Origin of the sequence: Mycobacterium sp. E740 (assembly GCF_001672895.1) — a bacterium.
Classification (GTDB): Bacteria; Actinomycetota; Actinomycetes; order Mycobacteriales; family Mycobacteriaceae; genus Mycobacterium.
Genome location: NZ_LZKP01000123.1, coordinates 1 through 16,486 on the forward strand (window position 1 = coordinate 1; position 16,486 = coordinate 16,486).

Annotated in this window: 18 protein-coding genes; 12 read left to right on the forward strand and 6 right to left on the reverse strand. The window is 67.9% G+C overall.

The features are described 5' to 3' along the window. The 3 genes from A5663_RS11750 to A5663_RS11760 form a co-directional block, all read right to left on the reverse strand. Nucleotides 1–920, reverse strand: a 920-nt coding sequence (locus A5663_RS11750; RefSeq protein WP_156744449.1) for an aldehyde dehydrogenase family protein, incomplete at its 3' end; no start/stop codon positions are given. A gap of 31 nt (nucleotides 921–951) precedes the next feature. After that, nucleotides 952–1,497 (reverse strand): TetR/AcrR family transcriptional regulator, encoded by a 546-nt coding sequence (locus A5663_RS11755; RefSeq protein WP_068148536.1) that lies wholly within the window; start codon nucleotides 1,495–1,497, stop codon nucleotides 952–954. 49 nt (nucleotides 1,498–1,546) lie between these two features. Then, nucleotides 1,547–2,659, reverse strand: coding sequence for a phosphotransferase (locus A5663_RS11760; protein WP_068148538.1), 1,113 nt, complete (start codon nucleotides 2,657–2,659; stop codon nucleotides 1,547–1,549). A 44-nt stretch (nucleotides 2,660–2,703) separates the two neighbouring features. Here A5663_RS11760 and A5663_RS11765 point away from each other — a divergent pair, with 44 nt between their 5' ends. After that, the gene (locus A5663_RS11765) at nucleotides 2,704–3,870 is read left to right on the forward strand and encodes a CaiB/BaiF CoA-transferase family protein (protein WP_068148542.1); all 1,167 of its coding nucleotides are present in this window, start codon (nucleotides 2,704–2,706) and stop codon (nucleotides 3,868–3,870) included. On the opposite strand, the gene A5663_RS11770 is transcribed toward A5663_RS11765, so the two are convergent. Next, a complete protein-coding gene (locus A5663_RS11770) occupies nucleotides 3,851–4,381 on the reverse strand; it encodes a TetR/AcrR family transcriptional regulator (protein ID WP_369816623.1) in 531 nt (176 codons plus the stop codon). The two genes, A5663_RS11765 and A5663_RS11770, sit on opposite strands and share 20 nt — an antisense overlap. Nucleotides 4,382–4,425: 44 nt before the next feature. Between A5663_RS11770 and A5663_RS11775 the strand changes: the two genes are divergently transcribed. From A5663_RS11775 to A5663_RS11785, 3 genes are read left to right on the forward strand one after another with little or no spacing between them, the layout of a single operon-like run. Further along, the gene (locus tag A5663_RS11775) at nucleotides 4,426–5,667 is read left to right on the forward strand and encodes a cytochrome P450 (RefSeq protein WP_156744450.1); all 1,242 of its coding nucleotides are present in this window, start codon (nucleotides 4,426–4,428) and stop codon (nucleotides 5,665–5,667) included. 9 nt (nucleotides 5,668–5,676) lie between these two features. Further along, nucleotides 5,677–5,868 (forward strand): ferredoxin, encoded by a 192-nt coding sequence (locus A5663_RS11780; RefSeq protein ID WP_068148550.1) that lies wholly within the window; start codon nucleotides 5,677–5,679, stop codon nucleotides 5,866–5,868. A gap of 41 nt (nucleotides 5,869–5,909) precedes the next feature. Continuing rightward, on the forward strand, nucleotides 5,910–6,674 hold the full coding sequence (locus tag A5663_RS11785) for a MarP family serine protease (protein WP_082974077.1): 765 nt from the start codon (nucleotides 5,910–5,912) through the stop codon (nucleotides 6,672–6,674). On the opposite strand, the gene A5663_RS11790 is transcribed toward A5663_RS11785, so the two are convergent. Both A5663_RS11790 and A5663_RS11795 read right to left on the reverse strand, forming a co-directional pair. Continuing rightward, entirely contained in the window at nucleotides 6,675–7,490 is an 816-nt protein-coding gene (locus A5663_RS11790; RefSeq protein WP_068148557.1) for a thioesterase family protein, read from the reverse strand. Continuing rightward, a complete protein-coding gene (locus A5663_RS11795; RefSeq protein ID WP_068148562.1) occupies nucleotides 7,487–8,305 on the reverse strand; it encodes an SMP-30/gluconolactonase/LRE family protein in 819 nt (272 codons plus the stop codon). Before A5663_RS11795 ends, A5663_RS11790 begins: the two co-directional genes overlap by 4 nt. Before the next feature lie 81 nt (nucleotides 8,306–8,386). On the opposite strand from A5663_RS11795, the gene A5663_RS11800 reads away from it, so the two are divergent. The 8 genes from A5663_RS11800 to A5663_RS11835 form a co-directional block, all read left to right on the forward strand. Further along, nucleotides 8,387–9,091: an NIPSNAP family protein gene (locus A5663_RS11800; protein WP_068148566.1), complete on the forward strand. Its 705-nt coding sequence runs from the start codon at nucleotides 8,387–8,389 to the stop codon at nucleotides 9,089–9,091. Further along, a complete protein-coding gene (locus A5663_RS11805) occupies nucleotides 9,088–10,320 on the forward strand; it encodes a cytochrome P450 (RefSeq protein WP_068148569.1) in 1,233 nt (410 codons plus the stop codon). The genes A5663_RS11800 and A5663_RS11805 overlap by 4 nt, the downstream gene beginning before the upstream one ends. A gap of 1 nt (nucleotide 10,321) precedes the next feature. Continuing rightward, nucleotides 10,322–11,290: a zinc-binding dehydrogenase gene (locus A5663_RS11810; RefSeq protein ID WP_068148574.1), complete on the forward strand. Its 969-nt coding sequence runs from the start codon at nucleotides 10,322–10,324 to the stop codon at nucleotides 11,288–11,290. After that, the gene (locus A5663_RS11815; protein WP_068148576.1) at nucleotides 11,287–12,033 is read left to right on the forward strand and encodes an HpcH/HpaI aldolase/citrate lyase family protein; all 747 of its coding nucleotides are present in this window, start codon (nucleotides 11,287–11,289) and stop codon (nucleotides 12,031–12,033) included. Before A5663_RS11810 ends, A5663_RS11815 begins: the two co-directional genes overlap by 4 nt. Beyond that, nucleotides 12,030–12,758, forward strand: coding sequence for an SDR family NAD(P)-dependent oxidoreductase (locus A5663_RS11820; RefSeq protein WP_068148578.1), 729 nt, complete (start codon nucleotides 12,030–12,032; stop codon nucleotides 12,756–12,758). The genes A5663_RS11815 and A5663_RS11820 overlap by 4 nt, the downstream gene beginning before the upstream one ends. After that, nucleotides 12,755–14,245, forward strand: a complete 1,491-nt coding sequence (locus A5663_RS11825; RefSeq protein ID WP_068148583.1) for an NAD(P)/FAD-dependent oxidoreductase — start codon at nucleotides 12,755–12,757, stop codon at nucleotides 14,243–14,245. Before A5663_RS11820 ends, A5663_RS11825 begins: the two co-directional genes overlap by 4 nt. A gap of 4 nt (nucleotides 14,246–14,249) precedes the next feature. Further along, complete coding sequence (locus A5663_RS11830) at nucleotides 14,250–15,158, forward strand: alpha/beta hydrolase (RefSeq protein WP_068148586.1); 909 nt, start codon at nucleotides 14,250–14,252, stop codon at nucleotides 15,156–15,158. Between the two features lie 132 nt (nucleotides 15,159–15,290). Continuing rightward, nucleotides 15,291–16,486: acyl-CoA dehydrogenase family protein (locus tag A5663_RS11835; protein WP_082974079.1), on the forward strand; the 1,196-nt coding region annotated here is incomplete at its 3' end.

Below are 16,486 nucleotides of genomic sequence, written 5' to 3' on the forward strand. Positions count from 1 at the left end.
AACAGGATCCGGCTGGGCAGGATGCAGCTCTGCCCCGACATCACGCATGCCATCATCGCCGCCATCGGCAGCGCCGAGTTCAGGTCGGCGTCGTCGAGCACGATGTGCGCGGACTTGCCGCCCAACTCCAGCAGCGTCTTCTTCACCGTCGGCGCGCCGGCGGCCAGGATCGCCCGGCCGGTTGCGGTCGAACCGGTGAACGTGATCATGTCCACCCGCGGGTCGGCCGCCAGCGCAGCCCCGACCTCGTTGGCGTTCGAGACGACCACGTTGAACACCCCGGGCGGGATGTCGGTCTCCTCGGCCACGATCCGCCCGTACTCGCTGCCCGACCACGGCGTCAGCTGAGCCGGTTTGAGCACGACCGTGTTACCGGCCATTAACGCGGGCACGGTCTCGGCGACGTTGAGATAGAACGGCACGTTCCACGGCGTGATCGCACCGACCACGCCAACCGGCTCGTACCAGATCTTGCGCCGGGCCGGACCCAGCGGCGTCTCGTGCACGCCGTTGTCGACCAGGTAGTCGAACGCGCGGCCGTGTTCGGCCCAGTGCCTGACTTCCTCGATCGGGCTCTCGATCTGGCTGCCGCTCACCGACACCGGACAGCCCACCTCGGTGATCAGGATGCGGCGCAGCCGTTCCTTGTTGCGCTCGAACGCGTCGTGCAACTGCGTCAGGCAGTGGTAGCGGAACTCCAGGTCGCGCGACCAGTCGGTCTCGTCGAACGCCCGCCGCGCCGCGCCGACCGCGCGGGCCATGTCGTCGACCGTCCCGTCGGTGGCGCGTCCGGCCACCTGTTCGCTGGCCGGATGGATCACGTCGAACGTCGCGCCGCTTCCAGTGGTCTGCAATTCGCCGTCGATCAGCATCCGCTCGTCGCCGGCCAGCACGCCGGTCTCTGCCTGTACCTGGGTCATGCCGACAGCTTTACAAATTTTTGCGCGAGTGTCAGCCGTTCGCCTTGATCCCGGCGGCGTGCCGCAGCTGTGCCAGGAACTGGCCGTCGTCGTCGCTGCGGACGATGTAGTGCGAGATCGCGACCCGAATTGCGGTGGCCGCCTTGACTCCTGCGTTCGAACCGCTCAGCAGCTTCTGCAGCCGCGCCCGCATCACGGGGATGATCTTGGTCAGCTGGGCGATGACCACCTCGGGTTCGATGTCGACCAACCGCACACCTGAATACGAATGTTGGTACTCGACGATGAACCGCAGCGCGGCGTCGAGCTTCTCGGTGCCCCGCAAACCGGCTGTTGCCTTGCTGATGCCGTTGTCGAAGAGGTCGCGCTCGTAGATACCGAACGCGTCGAGCAGCTCGCCTTTGGAGGCGAACCAGCGGTATAGGGTGGGCCGCGAGACCCCGGCTTGCAGCGCGACCTCCGAGAGGCTGAGCTTGGTCTGCCCGCTGCGAGCGAGCACCTCCGCTGTCGCGACGAGAATCCGATGGCGCGTCGAGGTGTCCTCGAGCCCGGATGTGTCGCGCAGCGGTTCGTTCACGTGGCAACCTCAATCGTCGGTGGGTACCGAGGCGATCGTAGAACGTCGGTCACATGGAGTTCTGTAGGACGGCGACTGTGTCGAGATCTTCGAGCGCCGCGACGCCCCGGCGCAGACCTTCCAGTGCGATGCTCTCGGCCTGCATGCCTCCGAGCCCGGCGGTGATCAGCGCCGCGACGTACGCGTACAGCGCGCCTTGGCGGTACCGGTGCCACAGCTCGTCGCGGTCCAGTTGCGGTCCACCGCAGGCCGTCAGCGTCTGCCGGTACAGGTCGAGCAGGTCGCGTTGATGTGTCCGGCGGTCTTCGGGCGTCATGCTGGTGACCAGTGTGTAGGCCAGTTCCCGGCTGGGATGCCCGCGCCGCACCGCCTGCCAGTCCAGCAGCCCGGCCACGTCGCCCCGGAAGTAGACGTTGCCGGGGTGGGCGTCACCGTGCATGACGGTGTGCGGTGGCTCGTCGATGAGCCGGGCCACCGCGCGGTAGTTGTCGTCGATGAACCGGCCGGTGCCGACGGCGATGTCCGTGCGATCGGCGATTCGCCGCGACGACGTCTTCAACAGCCGGCCGGTCAGCAGGGAAGCGGTATCGCCCGAGGCTGTGTAGAGCCAGCCCGGCACCCGCTCCCAGAACGTCGCGTGCAGCCGCGCGAGCAACTCGACGACGAGCGCGGCGCGATCCGCGTCGAGCGGATGCAGAGTGTCGGGGAACTCGCACGAATCCGCGGCGAGGTCCTCGAGGACGAGGACGAAACGGCCCGTCGTGCCGTCGAAGACGGAGCCGTAGGACACGGGCACACCGGCCCCACCCTCCCAGGCCGGCGCCAGCTCGCGGTAGAAGCGGGTCTCGGTCGCGGCGAGCCGGCCGAGTTCGCCCATCAGCCGGGTCGCGGCGGTCTCGGCGGCCATCTTGACGAAGACGGTCCTCGGGACGTCGTCGCCCTCGAGTGCGAGCCGGGCGCGCGACGACGTACCCGCGTCACCGCCGAGCGACACCACCGCGGTGACGCGGCGGTTCATGATGCGCGACAACGTCTCCGCGTCCAACTGCGACACCGTGCGCGGAAGGGACCGGATGCGGCCGAACACCGCGTCGGTGGCGATACGTTGTACCCCGCGGCCGAGGTGCGCGGCCAAGCCGACGGCCGAGGGAGCGCGACTCACCTCGCCAGTTTACGAATACGCGTCTGAATGTAAAGAAGGTGGGGATGGCGGGACCGTTGGACGGTGTGCGGGTCGTCGAACTCGGCGTGTGGGTGGCGGGCCCGGCGGCCGGTGGGATCCTCGCCGACTGGGGCGCGGACGTCGTCAAGATCGAACCACCGGCGGGTGATCCCGGACGGATGTTCGGCCGGATGCTCGGCGTCGAAAACGACGTCAGCCCGCCGTTCGAGATGGACAACCGCGGCAAGCGCAGCGTCGTACTCGACGTGACGCTCGAGCAGGACCGTGCTACCGCGCTCGAATTGGTCTGCGACGCAGACGTTTTCCTGACTAACGTGCGTCCGGCGGCACTGAGCAGATTGGGCTTGGACTTCGAGGCGGTGTCGACGCGCAACCCGAGGTTGGTCTACGGCTTGATCACCGGATACGGGCAGACCGGACCCGACGCCGACCGCGCGGCCTATGACGTCGCCGCGTTCTGGGCGCGGTCCGGTCTCGCGCATCTGCTCACCCGGCCCGGTGAGACGCCGCCGTTCCAACGCGGCGGGATGGGCGACCACATGGCAGGTATGACACTCGCCGCAGCCGTGTGTGCGGCACTGGTCGCGCGGAACCGCACCGGGAAAGGCCAGCTGGTCAGCACGTCGCTCTACCGCCAAGGCGCCTACACCGTGAGCTTCGACCTGAACACCTTCCTGCTCACCGGGCAGGAGATCGCGATCGGCCAGCGAGAGGCCATGGGCAACCCGTGCATGAACAACTACGTCGCCGGAGACGGACGGCGGTTCTGGATCGTCGGCCTGCAGGCCGGCAGGCACTGGCCCCCGCTCTGCCGCGCGGTCGGACATCCTGAATGGTCGACCGATCCACGATTCGACACCGCGGCGAAGCGCGCCGCAAACGCCGTGGCGCTGATCACCGCACTCGACGAGATCTTTGCGACCCGACCGCTCGACGACTGGGCCGAAACATTTGCCGCAGAACCGGATCTGTTCTGGGCGCCGATCAACACGTTGGAAGACGTCGTGGGCGACGAGCAGTTCCACGCGGGCGGCGGCATCGTCTACGTGCCGGACGGCGACGCGACGGTGCCGATGGTCGCGTCGCCGGCCGACTTTCACGGCACACCGTGGGCGCCCCGCTCGGTGGCGCCAAAGCTTGGCGAACACACCGAGGAGGTGCTCGCCGAACTCAGGGCGCGTGGTGCCTGACCCGCGCGGCGTAGCGGAGCTGGGCGAGGAAGTCTTCGTCGTCGTCGCTGCGCACCAGATAGTGCGACACGGCGACACGTACCGCCGTCGCCACCGCGAGAGCAGCGTCCGGCCCGGTCGCGAGCCGTTCCAGCCGCTGCCTCATCAACGGGATGACCCGGGACAGTCGCTTGATGACCTGCTCCGGTTCGATGTCGATCATGCGAAGCCCCGGATAAGACTGTTGGTACTCGACGATCACCCGCAGCGCGGCGTCGAGGCGTTCGTCCACCGGCAGGTCCGCGGTCGCCTGGGCCACGGCGCGTTCGTAGTACTGGCGCTCCCAGATCACGAAAGCGTCGAGCAGGTCGCGTTTGGACGCGAACCAGCGGTACAGGGTGGGTCGGGAAACCTGCGCCTGCGTGGCGACTTCGGAGAGGCTGAGTTTGGTCATGCCGTGGCGGCCGAGCACCTCCGCGGTCGCGGCGAGGATGCGTTCGCGCGTCGGAGAGTCCGCGTCGGCGACTGGCATCGTCATAGCTTTACAAACTTTTGACGAAGTGTCACGCTGATTCCGTGACATCAGCCCGTGAGCACAGCGCGGTCGACATCACGTCGGAGCAGTTCTGGCGGCAGCCCTTCGCCGTTCGTGACCAGACGTTCGCACGGCTGCGGGCCGCCGACGGGTTGTCCTGGCACCCGCCTATGCCGTCGATGTTCCCGATGGAGGAGCCCGGGTTCTGGGCGCTGACGCGGCGCGCCGACATCGTCTTCGTCAGCCAGCACCCCGAACTGTTCACCTCGGCCGACGGCGTGGCGCTCAACCCCATGCCTGCCGAGATCCAGCGGTTCGCGTCGTTCTTCCTGACCATGGACCCGCCTCAGCACACGGTGTACCGACGACTGATCAGCTCGGCTTTCACCCCGCGCAACGTGCGACTGATCGAGGAGCAGATCCACAAGAACGCGGTCACCATCGTCGAGAACCTGGTCGGGGCCGGTGAAATCGATTTCGTGTCAGCGTGTTCGGCGAAGCTGCCGATGCTGACGATCATGGACATGCTCGGCGTGCCGGGCGCGGACCAGCCGGCGGTGGCCTACGCCGCGGAGAAGCTCTTCGGCATGAGCGACGACGAGTACGCCACGGAGGAGGAGCGCGCCGGCGACCCGATCGCCCAGATCACGCTCCTGTCGAACACAGGCGTCGAACTGGCGAAGTACCGGCGCACCCATCCCGGCGACGACCTGATGACCGCCATCGTCAACGCCGAGGTCGACGGCCACCGATTGACCGACGAGGAGATCGGTGCCTTCCTGATCCTGCTCGCGTCGGCGGGCAACGACACCACCAAGCAGGCCACCACGCACGCGATGATGGCGCTCGTCGCCAATCCCGCCCAGCGCGACTGGTTGACGGCCGACTACGACGCGCGGATCGGTTCGGCCATCGAGGAATTCGTCCGCTGGTCGTCACCGGTGCTGCAGTTCGCGCGGTTCGCCACCGAGGACACCGAGATCAACGGTCAGCCGGTCGAGGCCGGCGACAAGGTGGGGCTGTTCTACTGTTCGGCGAACCGCGACGAGAGCGTCTTCGACGAGCCAGATGCATTCGACCTCACCCGCTCGCCCAACCCGCACCTCGGGTTCGGCGGCGGCGGTCCACACTTCTGCCTGGGCAGTCAACTGGCGAAGGCCGAGCTGCGAATCCTGTTCCGCGAGCTGCTGACTCGGCTGACGACGATCGAGTTCGGCGAGCCCGACCTGCTGTACAGCAGCTTCGTGCACGGCGTCAAACGGCTGCCTGCCGTCGTTCGATAGGAGAGTGACATGCGGGTCGAAGTCGACCTCGACAGGTGCACCGGACACGGCATCTGCGAATCGATCGCCGAGGACGTGTTCGAGGTGCAGGACGACGGCACCGTGCTGATCCACACGCCCGAGCGCCCGGAGTCCGACCGCGACCGGATGCAGCAGGCGGTGACGCAGTGTCCCGTCGCGGCTCTGCGACTGGTTGACTGACTGCCACCGAAACGCGGCCCGGGGCCGCTATCGTTTCGGCAATGAGGCGCAGAGGACTCGCGGTCGGCGTGACCGCGATGGTGCTGTCGATCGGACTACCCGGCTGCGGACCGGTGCGGGAAACCGCCGAGGACATCACCGAGGTGGCGGTCGAATCGACCGTCGAGGCGCCCGATGCCGCGCTGGCAGGCAATGCCGTCGTCGCCCAGGCCGCCCGCAGCGTCGTCAAGATCCACACCGTGGCCGAGTCGTGCCAGAAGACGCTCGACGGCAGCGGTGTCGTCATCGCGCCGAACAAGGTCATGTCGGCTGCCCACGCGGTTGCGGGCGCGGACACCGTCAGCGTGTGGGTCGGTGACACGGAACGACCGGCCAGGGTGGTGGTCTTCGACCCCAAGATGGACATCTCGGTGCTCGACGTGCCCGACCTGCGGGTGCCGCCGCTGCCCCTGGACCAGCAGACGGCCATGACGGGCGCGGACGCGTTGGTGCTCGGCTACCCCGGCGGCGGCCCCTTCGTGGCGACGCCCGCGCGCGTGCGCAAGGTCATCGAGCTTCTCGTTCCCGACATCTACCACACCACGACGGTGAACCGTGAGGTGTACGTCATCAGAGGGCCGATCCGGCACGGCGGGTCGGGCGGTCCGCTCATCGACCTCAACGGCCGCGTGCTCGGCATCAGTTTCGGTGCCGCCGTGGACGATCCGGACACCGGGTTCGTCGTCACCGCCAGGGAGGTCTTCAAGCTGCTGGCCGCCGGTGTGGGCGCTCCAGCGCCCGTCGCGCCCGGTGTTTGCGTCCCCTGATCAACGAGTGGGCATAGGTCGTACGAGCACGGACTGCTGTATCGCGCCGACCGGTCCGGTCTCGTCGAACAGGGTGCCCAGCGTGGTGCCGACGCCGTCGGGACCGTAGTTGGTCTCGGCGCGGATGCCGATCCACTCGCCCTCCGGGATGCGGTGCACGTGCACGGCGAGGTCGGTGTTCATGAAGGTCCACTTGCGGATGTCCAGCTTGGTCCCGATGCCGTTGGCGTCGTCGGCGACGGCGAACAGTCGCTGCAGCGGCGTCATCGTTTCGCCGCTGACCAGGTCCGCCTCGGGCCTGAGCCACGACTCTCCCGGGCCCTGGCTCATCGGCTTGGTCAGCCACCGCCAATCCAGGCTGTGCACGTAGTTGCGGTCCCAGTCCTTCTTCATGTCGCGGCTCCTGGCTTCGGCGAGCGGACGCAGCGGCGGCTCCGGTGCGTGCACCAGGGCCCGGGTGTCGATGGTCTTGAGCCGCCAGCCGCTGGCCTTCGCGACTGGTCGCGGTTCACCGTCGGGGCCAGGGGCAAGCATCTCCGCGGCGACCAGTTCAATCTGCTTGCCGGAGCGCTCGATTCGCGAACGGACCCACAGGTCCCCTTCGGCGGGGACGCCGCCGAGCAGGTCGATCAGCACCCGGCTTAGCCGCGTGTCGTCGCGGGCGTCGCACCGTTCCAGCGCGCGTACCAGCAGTGCCGACACCGGCGCACCGTGCTGGATCGCCGCGGACCACGTGCTGCGCACCAGATCGGTCGCCCGGAACCGCTCGCCGAGCGGGTCGGCCGCGTCGAGCAGTTCGTAGTAGGAGTCGCTCATGGCAGCCCTGCTCCCGGTATGTCGACGGTGGTCGCATCGACGAGCGACAGCCGGGTGCCGACCAGTCGCTGCGGATACGCGTCGGTGCTGGACAACAAGAACAGCGTGCGCCGCTCAGGGCCGCCGAGCGCGCACGCGATCGCGATGCGCTCACCGATGTCGATGCGCTCGGAGACGTTGCCCCCGTGAGTGATTCGCTCGAACTTGTGCGCGAGCGTCATTGCCGTCCAGACGCCACCTCCGGCATCGAGGCAGATGCCGTCCGGTGGCCCGTCGAGCCCGTCGGCGAATATCCGCCGGTCCTTCAGCGAACCGTCCGAGCTGACGGAATACGCGGTCAACCGCCGAGCGGTCGACTCCGCGACGATCAGCGTATCTCCCTCGGGTGTGATCACCATGCCGTTGGGGAAGTCGAGTTCGTCCGCCACGACGGTGCGGGTGCCGTCGGGATCGACTCGCACGATCACGCCGCCTTCGCGCGCCTGTGAGCCGACGTAGGCGCGACCGTCGGCGTCGACGACCATGTCGCCGAGGTCGGCGGGGACGATGTCGGAGAGATCGGCCACGGCCGTGACGATCTCGCCGTCATAGCTCAGCACCTGGCGGGTCTCGGTCGAGGAGATCAACAGCGACCCGTCGGGGCGGAAGCCGAGACCGCTCGGGGCGTGGCCGGCAAGTGGCAGGGTGGTCAGGTCACCGTCCAGGTCGACCGTGTGCACCGCTTGGCCGAGCATGTCGGAGAACCAGAGCAGACCTTCGAACCAGCGTGGGCCCTCGCCGAAGCAGAAGCCGTTCGCCAGCGGCGTCAGCGTCATCCGGCAGGGCCGCTCGCTGCTTTACAAAACACGCGACAAGTGTCACGCTCACAGGGTGTCACTGTCAACTGGGTGCGGGTCATGAAGAAGTTCTACGGTCACACGCTGCTGTATCTGCACGAGACCATCGCGCTCGGCTCGGGGCGTTCCGACCGGTTCACCGAGCTGTTCTCCGACGTCTACCACCCGATGATGACCGAGCTGGGCGCGCGACTGTTCGCGATCTGGGAGACCACTCCGTACAACGGTCACTGGCCGCAGGTCACGGTCATCTGGGAGATCGACACGTTCGCCGACTACGCGCGCATCGGCAAGGCGCAGGCCAGAGGCGGCAGCCACGAAGCGGTGGCCGGGAAATGGGCCACGTTCCTCGCCGAGATCGGCGCGACGGGCGAGGGCCGCATCATGTACGCGGGCAAGTACAACCGAACGCTCGCGCAGCTGCGGGAGGCGAACTTCGGTGCGGGACTGGTGATCCAGGAGATCATGCAGACCAAGCCCGGCCGCCAGGACGACTACATCCGGGAACTGGAGCGGCTCTACGTGCCGTGGTCCGAAAGCACCGGGAAGCGTTGGCTCGGTTCGTTCATCACCACTTTCCGCTTCAACGAGGTCATCCACTACTGGGCGCTGGACGGCGACTGGGACTGCTTCGCCAACCACTACCCGTCATGGAAAGACAGCCCACCCGCTGAGATCGTCACCTGGATGAGCGTCGCACCCGCTTTGCGCGACGGCTGGGAGGACTCCATCCTGCAGGCCCTACCGCCCTCGCCGCTGCAATGAGCACTCACCAGTCCCAAGTGCTGCAGGGCTTTTCGTACGACCCATTCGACCCGGCGGTGATGGCCGACCCGTTCCCGTACTACCGGACACTGCGCGATCACCATCCGTTGTACTACATCGACAAGTGGGACACCTACGCCCTGTCGCGTTTCGACGACATCTGGAAAGTGTTGTCGATCGACGACGGAACGCTCGTCGCCTCAGAGGGAACCCTGCCCGCGGCAGGGGTTTTGGCCATCCGCAACGACGGACCCGTACCCGACCCGCCGCTGCACCCGATGCCGTTCCACGCGAACTTCGACACGCCGATCTACGACACCGTGCGCCGCTGCACCTCGGCGCCGTTGCGGCCCAAACCGATCGCCGCGCTGGCCGAGCGCATCCGCGTCCTGGCCAACGAACGCCTCGACACGCTTCTGCCGCTCGGTCGTGTCGACCTGACTCAGGACTACGGGGGGATCGTCGCCGCATCCGTGGTCTGTGAACTTCTCGGTCTACCAACCGATCTCGCCGCAGACGTACTGGCCACCGTCAACACCGGCAGCCTGGCCCAGCCCGGCAGCGGGGTGGAGGTGGCCAACGCGCGGCCCGGCTATCTGGAGTACCTCATTCCGCTCATCCAGCGCAGCCGGGCCGGCGCGGGGGACAACCCGATCGCCGACAACCTGATCGCCTATCGCCTGCCGGACGGGTCGGCATTTGACGACGTCGAAGCCGCCACCCAGCTGCTCGGAATCTTCATCGGCGGAACCGAAACGGTGCCGAAGATCGTCGCGCACGGGTTGTGGGAGCTGGGCCGGCGGCCCGATCAGCTGGCTGCGGTGCGTGCCGACCCAGACGCCAACGTGCCGGTGGCCCGCGAGGAGATGATCCGATACTGCGCGCCGGCCCAGTGGTTCGCGCGCACCGTCCGCAAGCCGTTCACACTGCACGACACCACGATCGCGCCCGGCCAACGGATCATCACCTTGCTCGCTTCGGCCGGCCGGGACGAGCGCGAGTACCCCGACCCCGACGAGTTCCTCTGGAACCGGCGAATCGAGCGCTTGCTGGCTTTCGGTCGCGGACAACACTTCTGCCTCGGAGTCCACCTCGCTCGCCTGGAAATCGGCATCCTGGTGGGTGAATGGCTGAAGCGCGTCACCGACTGGCGGATCGACGCCGCGGCCGCCGCTCGCCCACCGTCGAGTTTCCAGTGGGGCTTCAACAGCGTCCCGGTGGAGGTGTGAGATGTGGGCCTACCGGCTGACCGCGCCCTACACGTTCGAGCGGACCGAGATTGCCGACCGGACCGCGGAGTCGCTCGGCGACCGCCAGGTGCTGTTGCGCTTCCGTGCCGCGGGTGTCTGCGGCAGCGACCTGCCGCCGTTTCGCGGCGTGCGCGGCAAGATCGCCGGTGACCGTGGGCTCAGTGCCGCCGAGATGTCGGGCTTTCCGATCCACGAGGTGGTCGGCGAGGTGATCGCCAGCCGCCACCGCAGCCACGGGGTGGGGGACCGGGTCGTCGGCTGGGCGTCCGGCTTCGACGGGTTGATGGAACTCGTGATCGCCGACGGCGACGGCCTTGCCGCCTACGACCACAAGCTGAGCCCGCAGCATGCCGTCGCGTTACAGCCGCTGGCCTGCGTGCTCTATGCGGTCGAACAGTTGCCCGCACTGAAGGGTCTGCACGTCGCGGTGATCGGCCAGGGCTCGATCGGCCTGCTGTTCTCCTATGCGGCAAAGGCATTCGGTGCGCGGCGGGTGACCGGTGTCGACCCCGTCGACCGCGATGCGGTCGCCAAGGAGTTCGGTGTCGACACGATCGTGCGCGCCACCAGCGACCGGTGGGTGAGCCACCTGGAACCGGGCGATCGCCCCGATGTGGTGATCGAGGCCGTCGGCCACCAGGTCGCCACGCTGGGCCACGCGATCGAAGCGGCCGCCCCGGGCGGCACCGTCTTCTATTTCGGAGTGCCCGACGACGACAGTTACCCCATCAGCATCCGCACCATGTTGCGGAACAACCTGACCCTGAAGTCGGGTGTCACGCTCGAGCGGCGACGCGTGCTGAGTGCGGCCGATGACTTCGCCCGGCAGCACCCTGAACTCCTACCCGCCTACGTGACACACACATTCGGAGTCGGCGACACCCAGGCGGCGTTCGAACTCGCCTGCCGGCCTGCGCCCGACCGGGTCAAGATCGCGATCGTGGAATGACCGCGAGCAGACTGCAGGGCGCGCTGAGCGCCAAAGCGCGGATCTGGGGCGGCTGGGTCGTCGGCCCCACGATCATCGGCCCGGAGGAGTTCGCCGCCGCCGGCTACGACTACGTCGGATTCGACATCCAGCATGGCTATCTCGACGACGCCGACGTCGCGTTGCTGCTGCGGCGCCTCGAACACGTGCCGATCGCCACCGCGGTGCGGGTGCCGTCGGCCGATCCGGCGCCGATCGGCAGGGTGCTCGACGCGGGCGCAGACGCCGTGATCGTCGCGATGGTCGAATCCGCCGCGCAGGCCGCCGCGGCCGTCGCCGCGTGCCGCTACGCGCCCGCGGGAGTGCGCAGTTACGGCCCGCTGCGGGCCGACATCGGCCGCGACCCCGCCGAACACGAAGCGCGAGTCAGTGTTTTCGTGATGATCGAAAGCGCGCCGGGTCTGGCCGCACTCGACGAGATCTGCGCTGTGCCGGGTCTCACCGGAATCTACGTGGGCCCGGCCGATCTGGCGATCTCGCTCGGGCACAGCCCGGCCGAAGCGTGGACCGCGGCCGCCGTCGGGGACGCCATTGCGCGGATCGGGGCCGCGGCCACCGACGCGGGGCTGGTCGCGGGCATCCACGCCGGTGCCTCAGAATCTGCGAAAGCAATGGCCGCGTTGAGTTTTCGGATGCTGACGCTGGCCTCGGAGTCGCAGGCGCTGCGTCGCGGCGCAACCGACATCCTGCGGGAGGTGCAATGACATTTGAGGGCCGCGTCGCCCTGGTGACGGGCGCGGCGCGCGGGCAGGGCGCGGCCATCGTGAAGCGTCTGCGGCAGGACGGAGTTCAGGTCGGCGCGTGCGACGTGCGGATGGACGAGTTGCAGGCGAATGTCGAAGCGCTCGGCGACGACGGCGTCATCGCCGTACCGCTGGACGTGACGTCAGCCGGACAGTGGGCTCAAGCCGTGAACTCCGTCGTCGACCGCTTCGGCGCGCTGAGCACCTTGATCAACAACGCCGGTGTGCTGCACCGCGCACCGCTGGCCGAGGAGACGCCTGACGGCTTCGAGGGCAGCTGGCGATTCAACTGTCTGGGCCCCTTCCTGGGAATCCAGGCCGCACTCGACCATCTGCGTCAGGCCGCCGGCGCCGCGATCGTCAACACCGTCAGCACCGGTGCCATCCGCCCGTTCCCGAACCACGCCGCGTACGGCTCGTCGAAATGGGCGCTGCGTGGGCTCACGCAGATCGCCGCGGCCGAGCTCGCACCGACCGGGATCCGGGTCAACGCGGTGTTCCCCGGCCCGATCGCGACACCGATGCTCGACGACACTACCCAGAGCAGGCTGACCGACACGTTCGGGCGCCTCGGAGAACCGGTGGAGGTGGCCAACGTCGTCGCGTTCCTGGTGTCGGACCATGCATCGTTCATGACCGGCGCCGAGTTGGTGGTGGACGGAGGACAGTGCCTTCGAATCGGATGAGGATCGGGATCATCGGCGCAGGGCCCGGCGGCCTCGCGTTGGGAATCCTGCTCCGCAATGCCGGGTTTCGCGACTTCACGATCTTCGACCGGGAGGACGGGGTCGGTGGGACGTGGCGGATCAACACCTATCCGGGCCTGGCGTGCGACGTGAAGTCACACCTGTACTCGTACTCGTTCGATCTGAATGCGGAGTGGTCGCGGCTGTGGTCGGGTCAGCCCGAGATCCTCGCCTACTTCGAACGGTGCGCGCGCCGTCACCGACTCGAACCCCATTTGAGGCTGAACACCGAGATCAACTCGGCGCGCTGGACGGGCGACTGTTGGCAGCTGAGTTCGGCCACCGGCGAACAGCACACATTCGACATCGTGGTCTCGGCGATCGGCTTGTTCACGCGTCCGGTGATGCCCGACCTGATCGAGGAGGAGCCGTTCACCGGCGCCCTGATGCACACCGCGCGATGGGACCACTCCGTCGACCTGAGCGGCAAGCGGGTCGCGGTACTCGGCACGGGATCGACTGCGGCGCAGCTTGTTCCCGAGGTCGCCAAGGTGGCCGAGAAGGTCTACTCGGTGCAGCGCTCGCCGACGTGGATCCTGCCGAAGCCGGACCGCCCGTACACCGAGCGGGAGAGGTGGCTGTTTCGCCACGTCCCGTTCGCGAAGAAGCTCTACCGAGCGCGCTTGTGGCTGCGCAGCGAGTCCAACATCTCGGTCATCGAGCACGGCAGCGACAAAACGCAAGAGTTCAAGAGCATTGCGCTGCGGACACTGGAGGCCACCGTCGCCGACGAGGAACTGCGTCGCAAGCTCACCCCCGACCATCCCCTGGGCTGCAAGCGGTTGGTATTCGCGACCGACTACCTGAACACACTCACGCAGTCGCATGTCGAGGTGATCGACAGCCCGGCAACCCGATTGCGGTCACGCACCCTGGTGACAGCGGACGGCACCGAGCTCGACGTCGACGCGGTGTTGTGCGCGACCGGCTACGCCGCCGCCGACTATCTCGGCCAGATCGACGTCGTCGGTGAGAACGGCGTTTCGTTGCGCGAGACGTGGGTTGACGGCGCCCACGCCTACCTGGGGATGGCCGTGCCCGGTTATCCCAACTTCTTCATGCTCTACGGGCCCAACACCAACGTCGGGTCCAACAGCGTGATCTTCATGCTCGAAGCGCAGGCGCACTACATCGTGCGCGCGCTGAAGTACCTACGGCGCCGCGGCAGGTCGTACATCGCGGTCCGGCCGCAGGCGATGGCTGAGTTCCTCACCAAGATCGACCGCTGGATGAGCGGCACCGTCTGGCTCACCCGGTGCAGCAACTACTTTCGTGCCGCCAATGGTCGCGTCGTCACCCAGTGGCCGCGCAGCGCACGCGCGTTCTGGCACATGACGCGGCGCTTCAAGGCTTCCGACTTCGCATTCGAGCCGCCGGCCCGGTCACCGGCAGGGGCCTCCGAGACCCAGACCGCGGCGAGACGTTGAGACTGTGACGTTCGCTGACCGACTCGATCCCGCGCTGCGTCACCTCGCAGAGGCGCGCACCGACCTCTCGCCCGCGCTGCTCGGCGTCGTTCGCGACTCGCTGAACCAGCGGCGCGCCGAAACGACCAGGGTGGTCAACGACATCGGCGTCGAGATCGAGAACCGCGTCGCACACTCGGTTCCGGTGCGCATCTACCGCGGGGCGCCGGCACCGGCGCCTGCGGTGATCTACTGCCACGCGGGCGCTTTCGTGTTGGGCAACCTCGACACCGACCACCTGCAGTGCGTCGAGTTCGCCAGGCGCGGGCGTTGCACGGTGATCTCGGTCGACTATCGGCTCGCGCCCGAACATCCGTACCCGGCGGCCTTCGACGACACACTTACCGTGCTGAACTGGGCTTGTGAGTGTGCGACCGAACTGGGTATCGACGCCGCGCGACTGGCGGTCGCGGGCAGCAGTGCGGGTGGTGCGCTGGCCGCGGGACTCGCGCAGCAATCGGCGGCGCGGTTGGTGTTCCAACTGCTGCACCAGCCGGTGCTCGACGACCGGCCGACCGATTCGAAGCGCGAGTTCGACGCGACGCCCGGCTTCGACGGTCCGGCCGCCGAGATGATGTGGCGGCACTACCTGGCGGACACGAATCCGAGTGCCCCTGCGGTGCCGGGACGCGCCGCCGAGTTGACGGGTGTGCCAGCCACTTTCATCAGCTGCTCGGACATGGACCCGCTGCGCGACGAGGCGCTGGACTATGCGACGCGGCTGATGCGCGCCGGCATCCCGACAGAACTGCACGTGTTCGCGGGCACCTGCCACGGATTCGACTCGCTGCTGCCCGAGTGGTCGACCAGTGTGCAGTTGTTCGAGCTGCAGGGTGCGGCGTTGCGTCGCGCGTTGCACGGCGCCGGGTGCTGAGCGCATTTTGCGCACTGTCGCAAGCTGCTGAGCGTGCGCGGAGTGCCGAGTTTGCGCGGGGTGTCGTGTGCCAACACGCACGCTCGCGCCAACAGGCTTTACAACTAAGCGCAATAGTGTCACGGTGTCTGGATGGACTTCTCCTGCGTGGTGCTCAACGACGACGACCGCGCGTTTCGCGACGAGCTCCGCAGCTTCCTGCGCTCGTTGGTGACCGAGGAGGTCATCGAGCGGGATCGCCGGACCGGTGAAAATTACGACGAGGGGGTGCATCTCGCGCTCGGCGCCGCGGGATATCTGGCCGCTGACTTCCGACCGGAAGCCGAGGGCGGGTTCAGCGCGGTGCGCCGGCGGATCTGGGAACTCGAGATCGGCCGAGCGCACACCCCGTGGTTCCACTGGGGCACGACAGCCATGGTGGCGCGCTGCGTCGAGCAGTTCGGCTCGCCGCGACTGCGCGACGAGATCCTGCCGCAGGTCCTCTCGGGGCACTACCGGCTGTGCCTCGGATACACCGAACCCGAGGGCGGCTCGGACGTCGCGACGTGCAAGACCCGCGCGGTGCGGGACGGATCTTCCTGGTTGATCAATGGCTCCAAGATGTTCACCTCCAATGCGCAGAACGCGCAGTTCGTCTTCCTGATCACCAACACCGACCCCGAGGCGCCCAAGCACCAGAGCCTGACCATGTTCCTGGTGCCGCTCGACTCTCCCGGCGTCGCGATCCAGCCGATCCGCACGGTCGACGGCGACCGCACCAACATCACCTACTACAGCGACGTGCGGGTCGACGACAAGTACCGCGTCGGCGAGGTCAACGGCGGCTGGTCGGTGTTGCGCGAGGCGCTCAACGCCGAGCACGGCACCGTCGACCGCGACGCCGAGGGGTTGCAGAAGCTGGCGGCGATGAGCGAACACCTTCTGTTGCTGGGCGAGGCGGTCGACCGCGTCGCAGCGGTGGCGGGTGACGAGGACTCGGCGAGGTACCGCCTCGGACGCGCGGTCGCCCGGATGGAGGCGGCGGCCAGCGCTCCGGAGATGTTCGGCCGGGTGGCGATCGCGCAGACGATGCGCGACGTCGCACCGGATCTGATGGATCTGCTCGGGACCGCGGCGAGCCTGCCGGTCGGCGCGAACGGCGCAGCCGATGACGGGGCGGCCGAGGCCGAGGGCATGCTGGGCGATCATGTTGCGGAACACCTCCAGCGTGCCGCCGTAGATCCCGGTCGGTCCGGCCAACCGGAAGATGTATTCGGCCGCCGCGCGTCGTCTGCGCCGTCCGCGCCTATCGCCACGATCGCCGCGGTCGCGAGCAGATCCACCCGAGC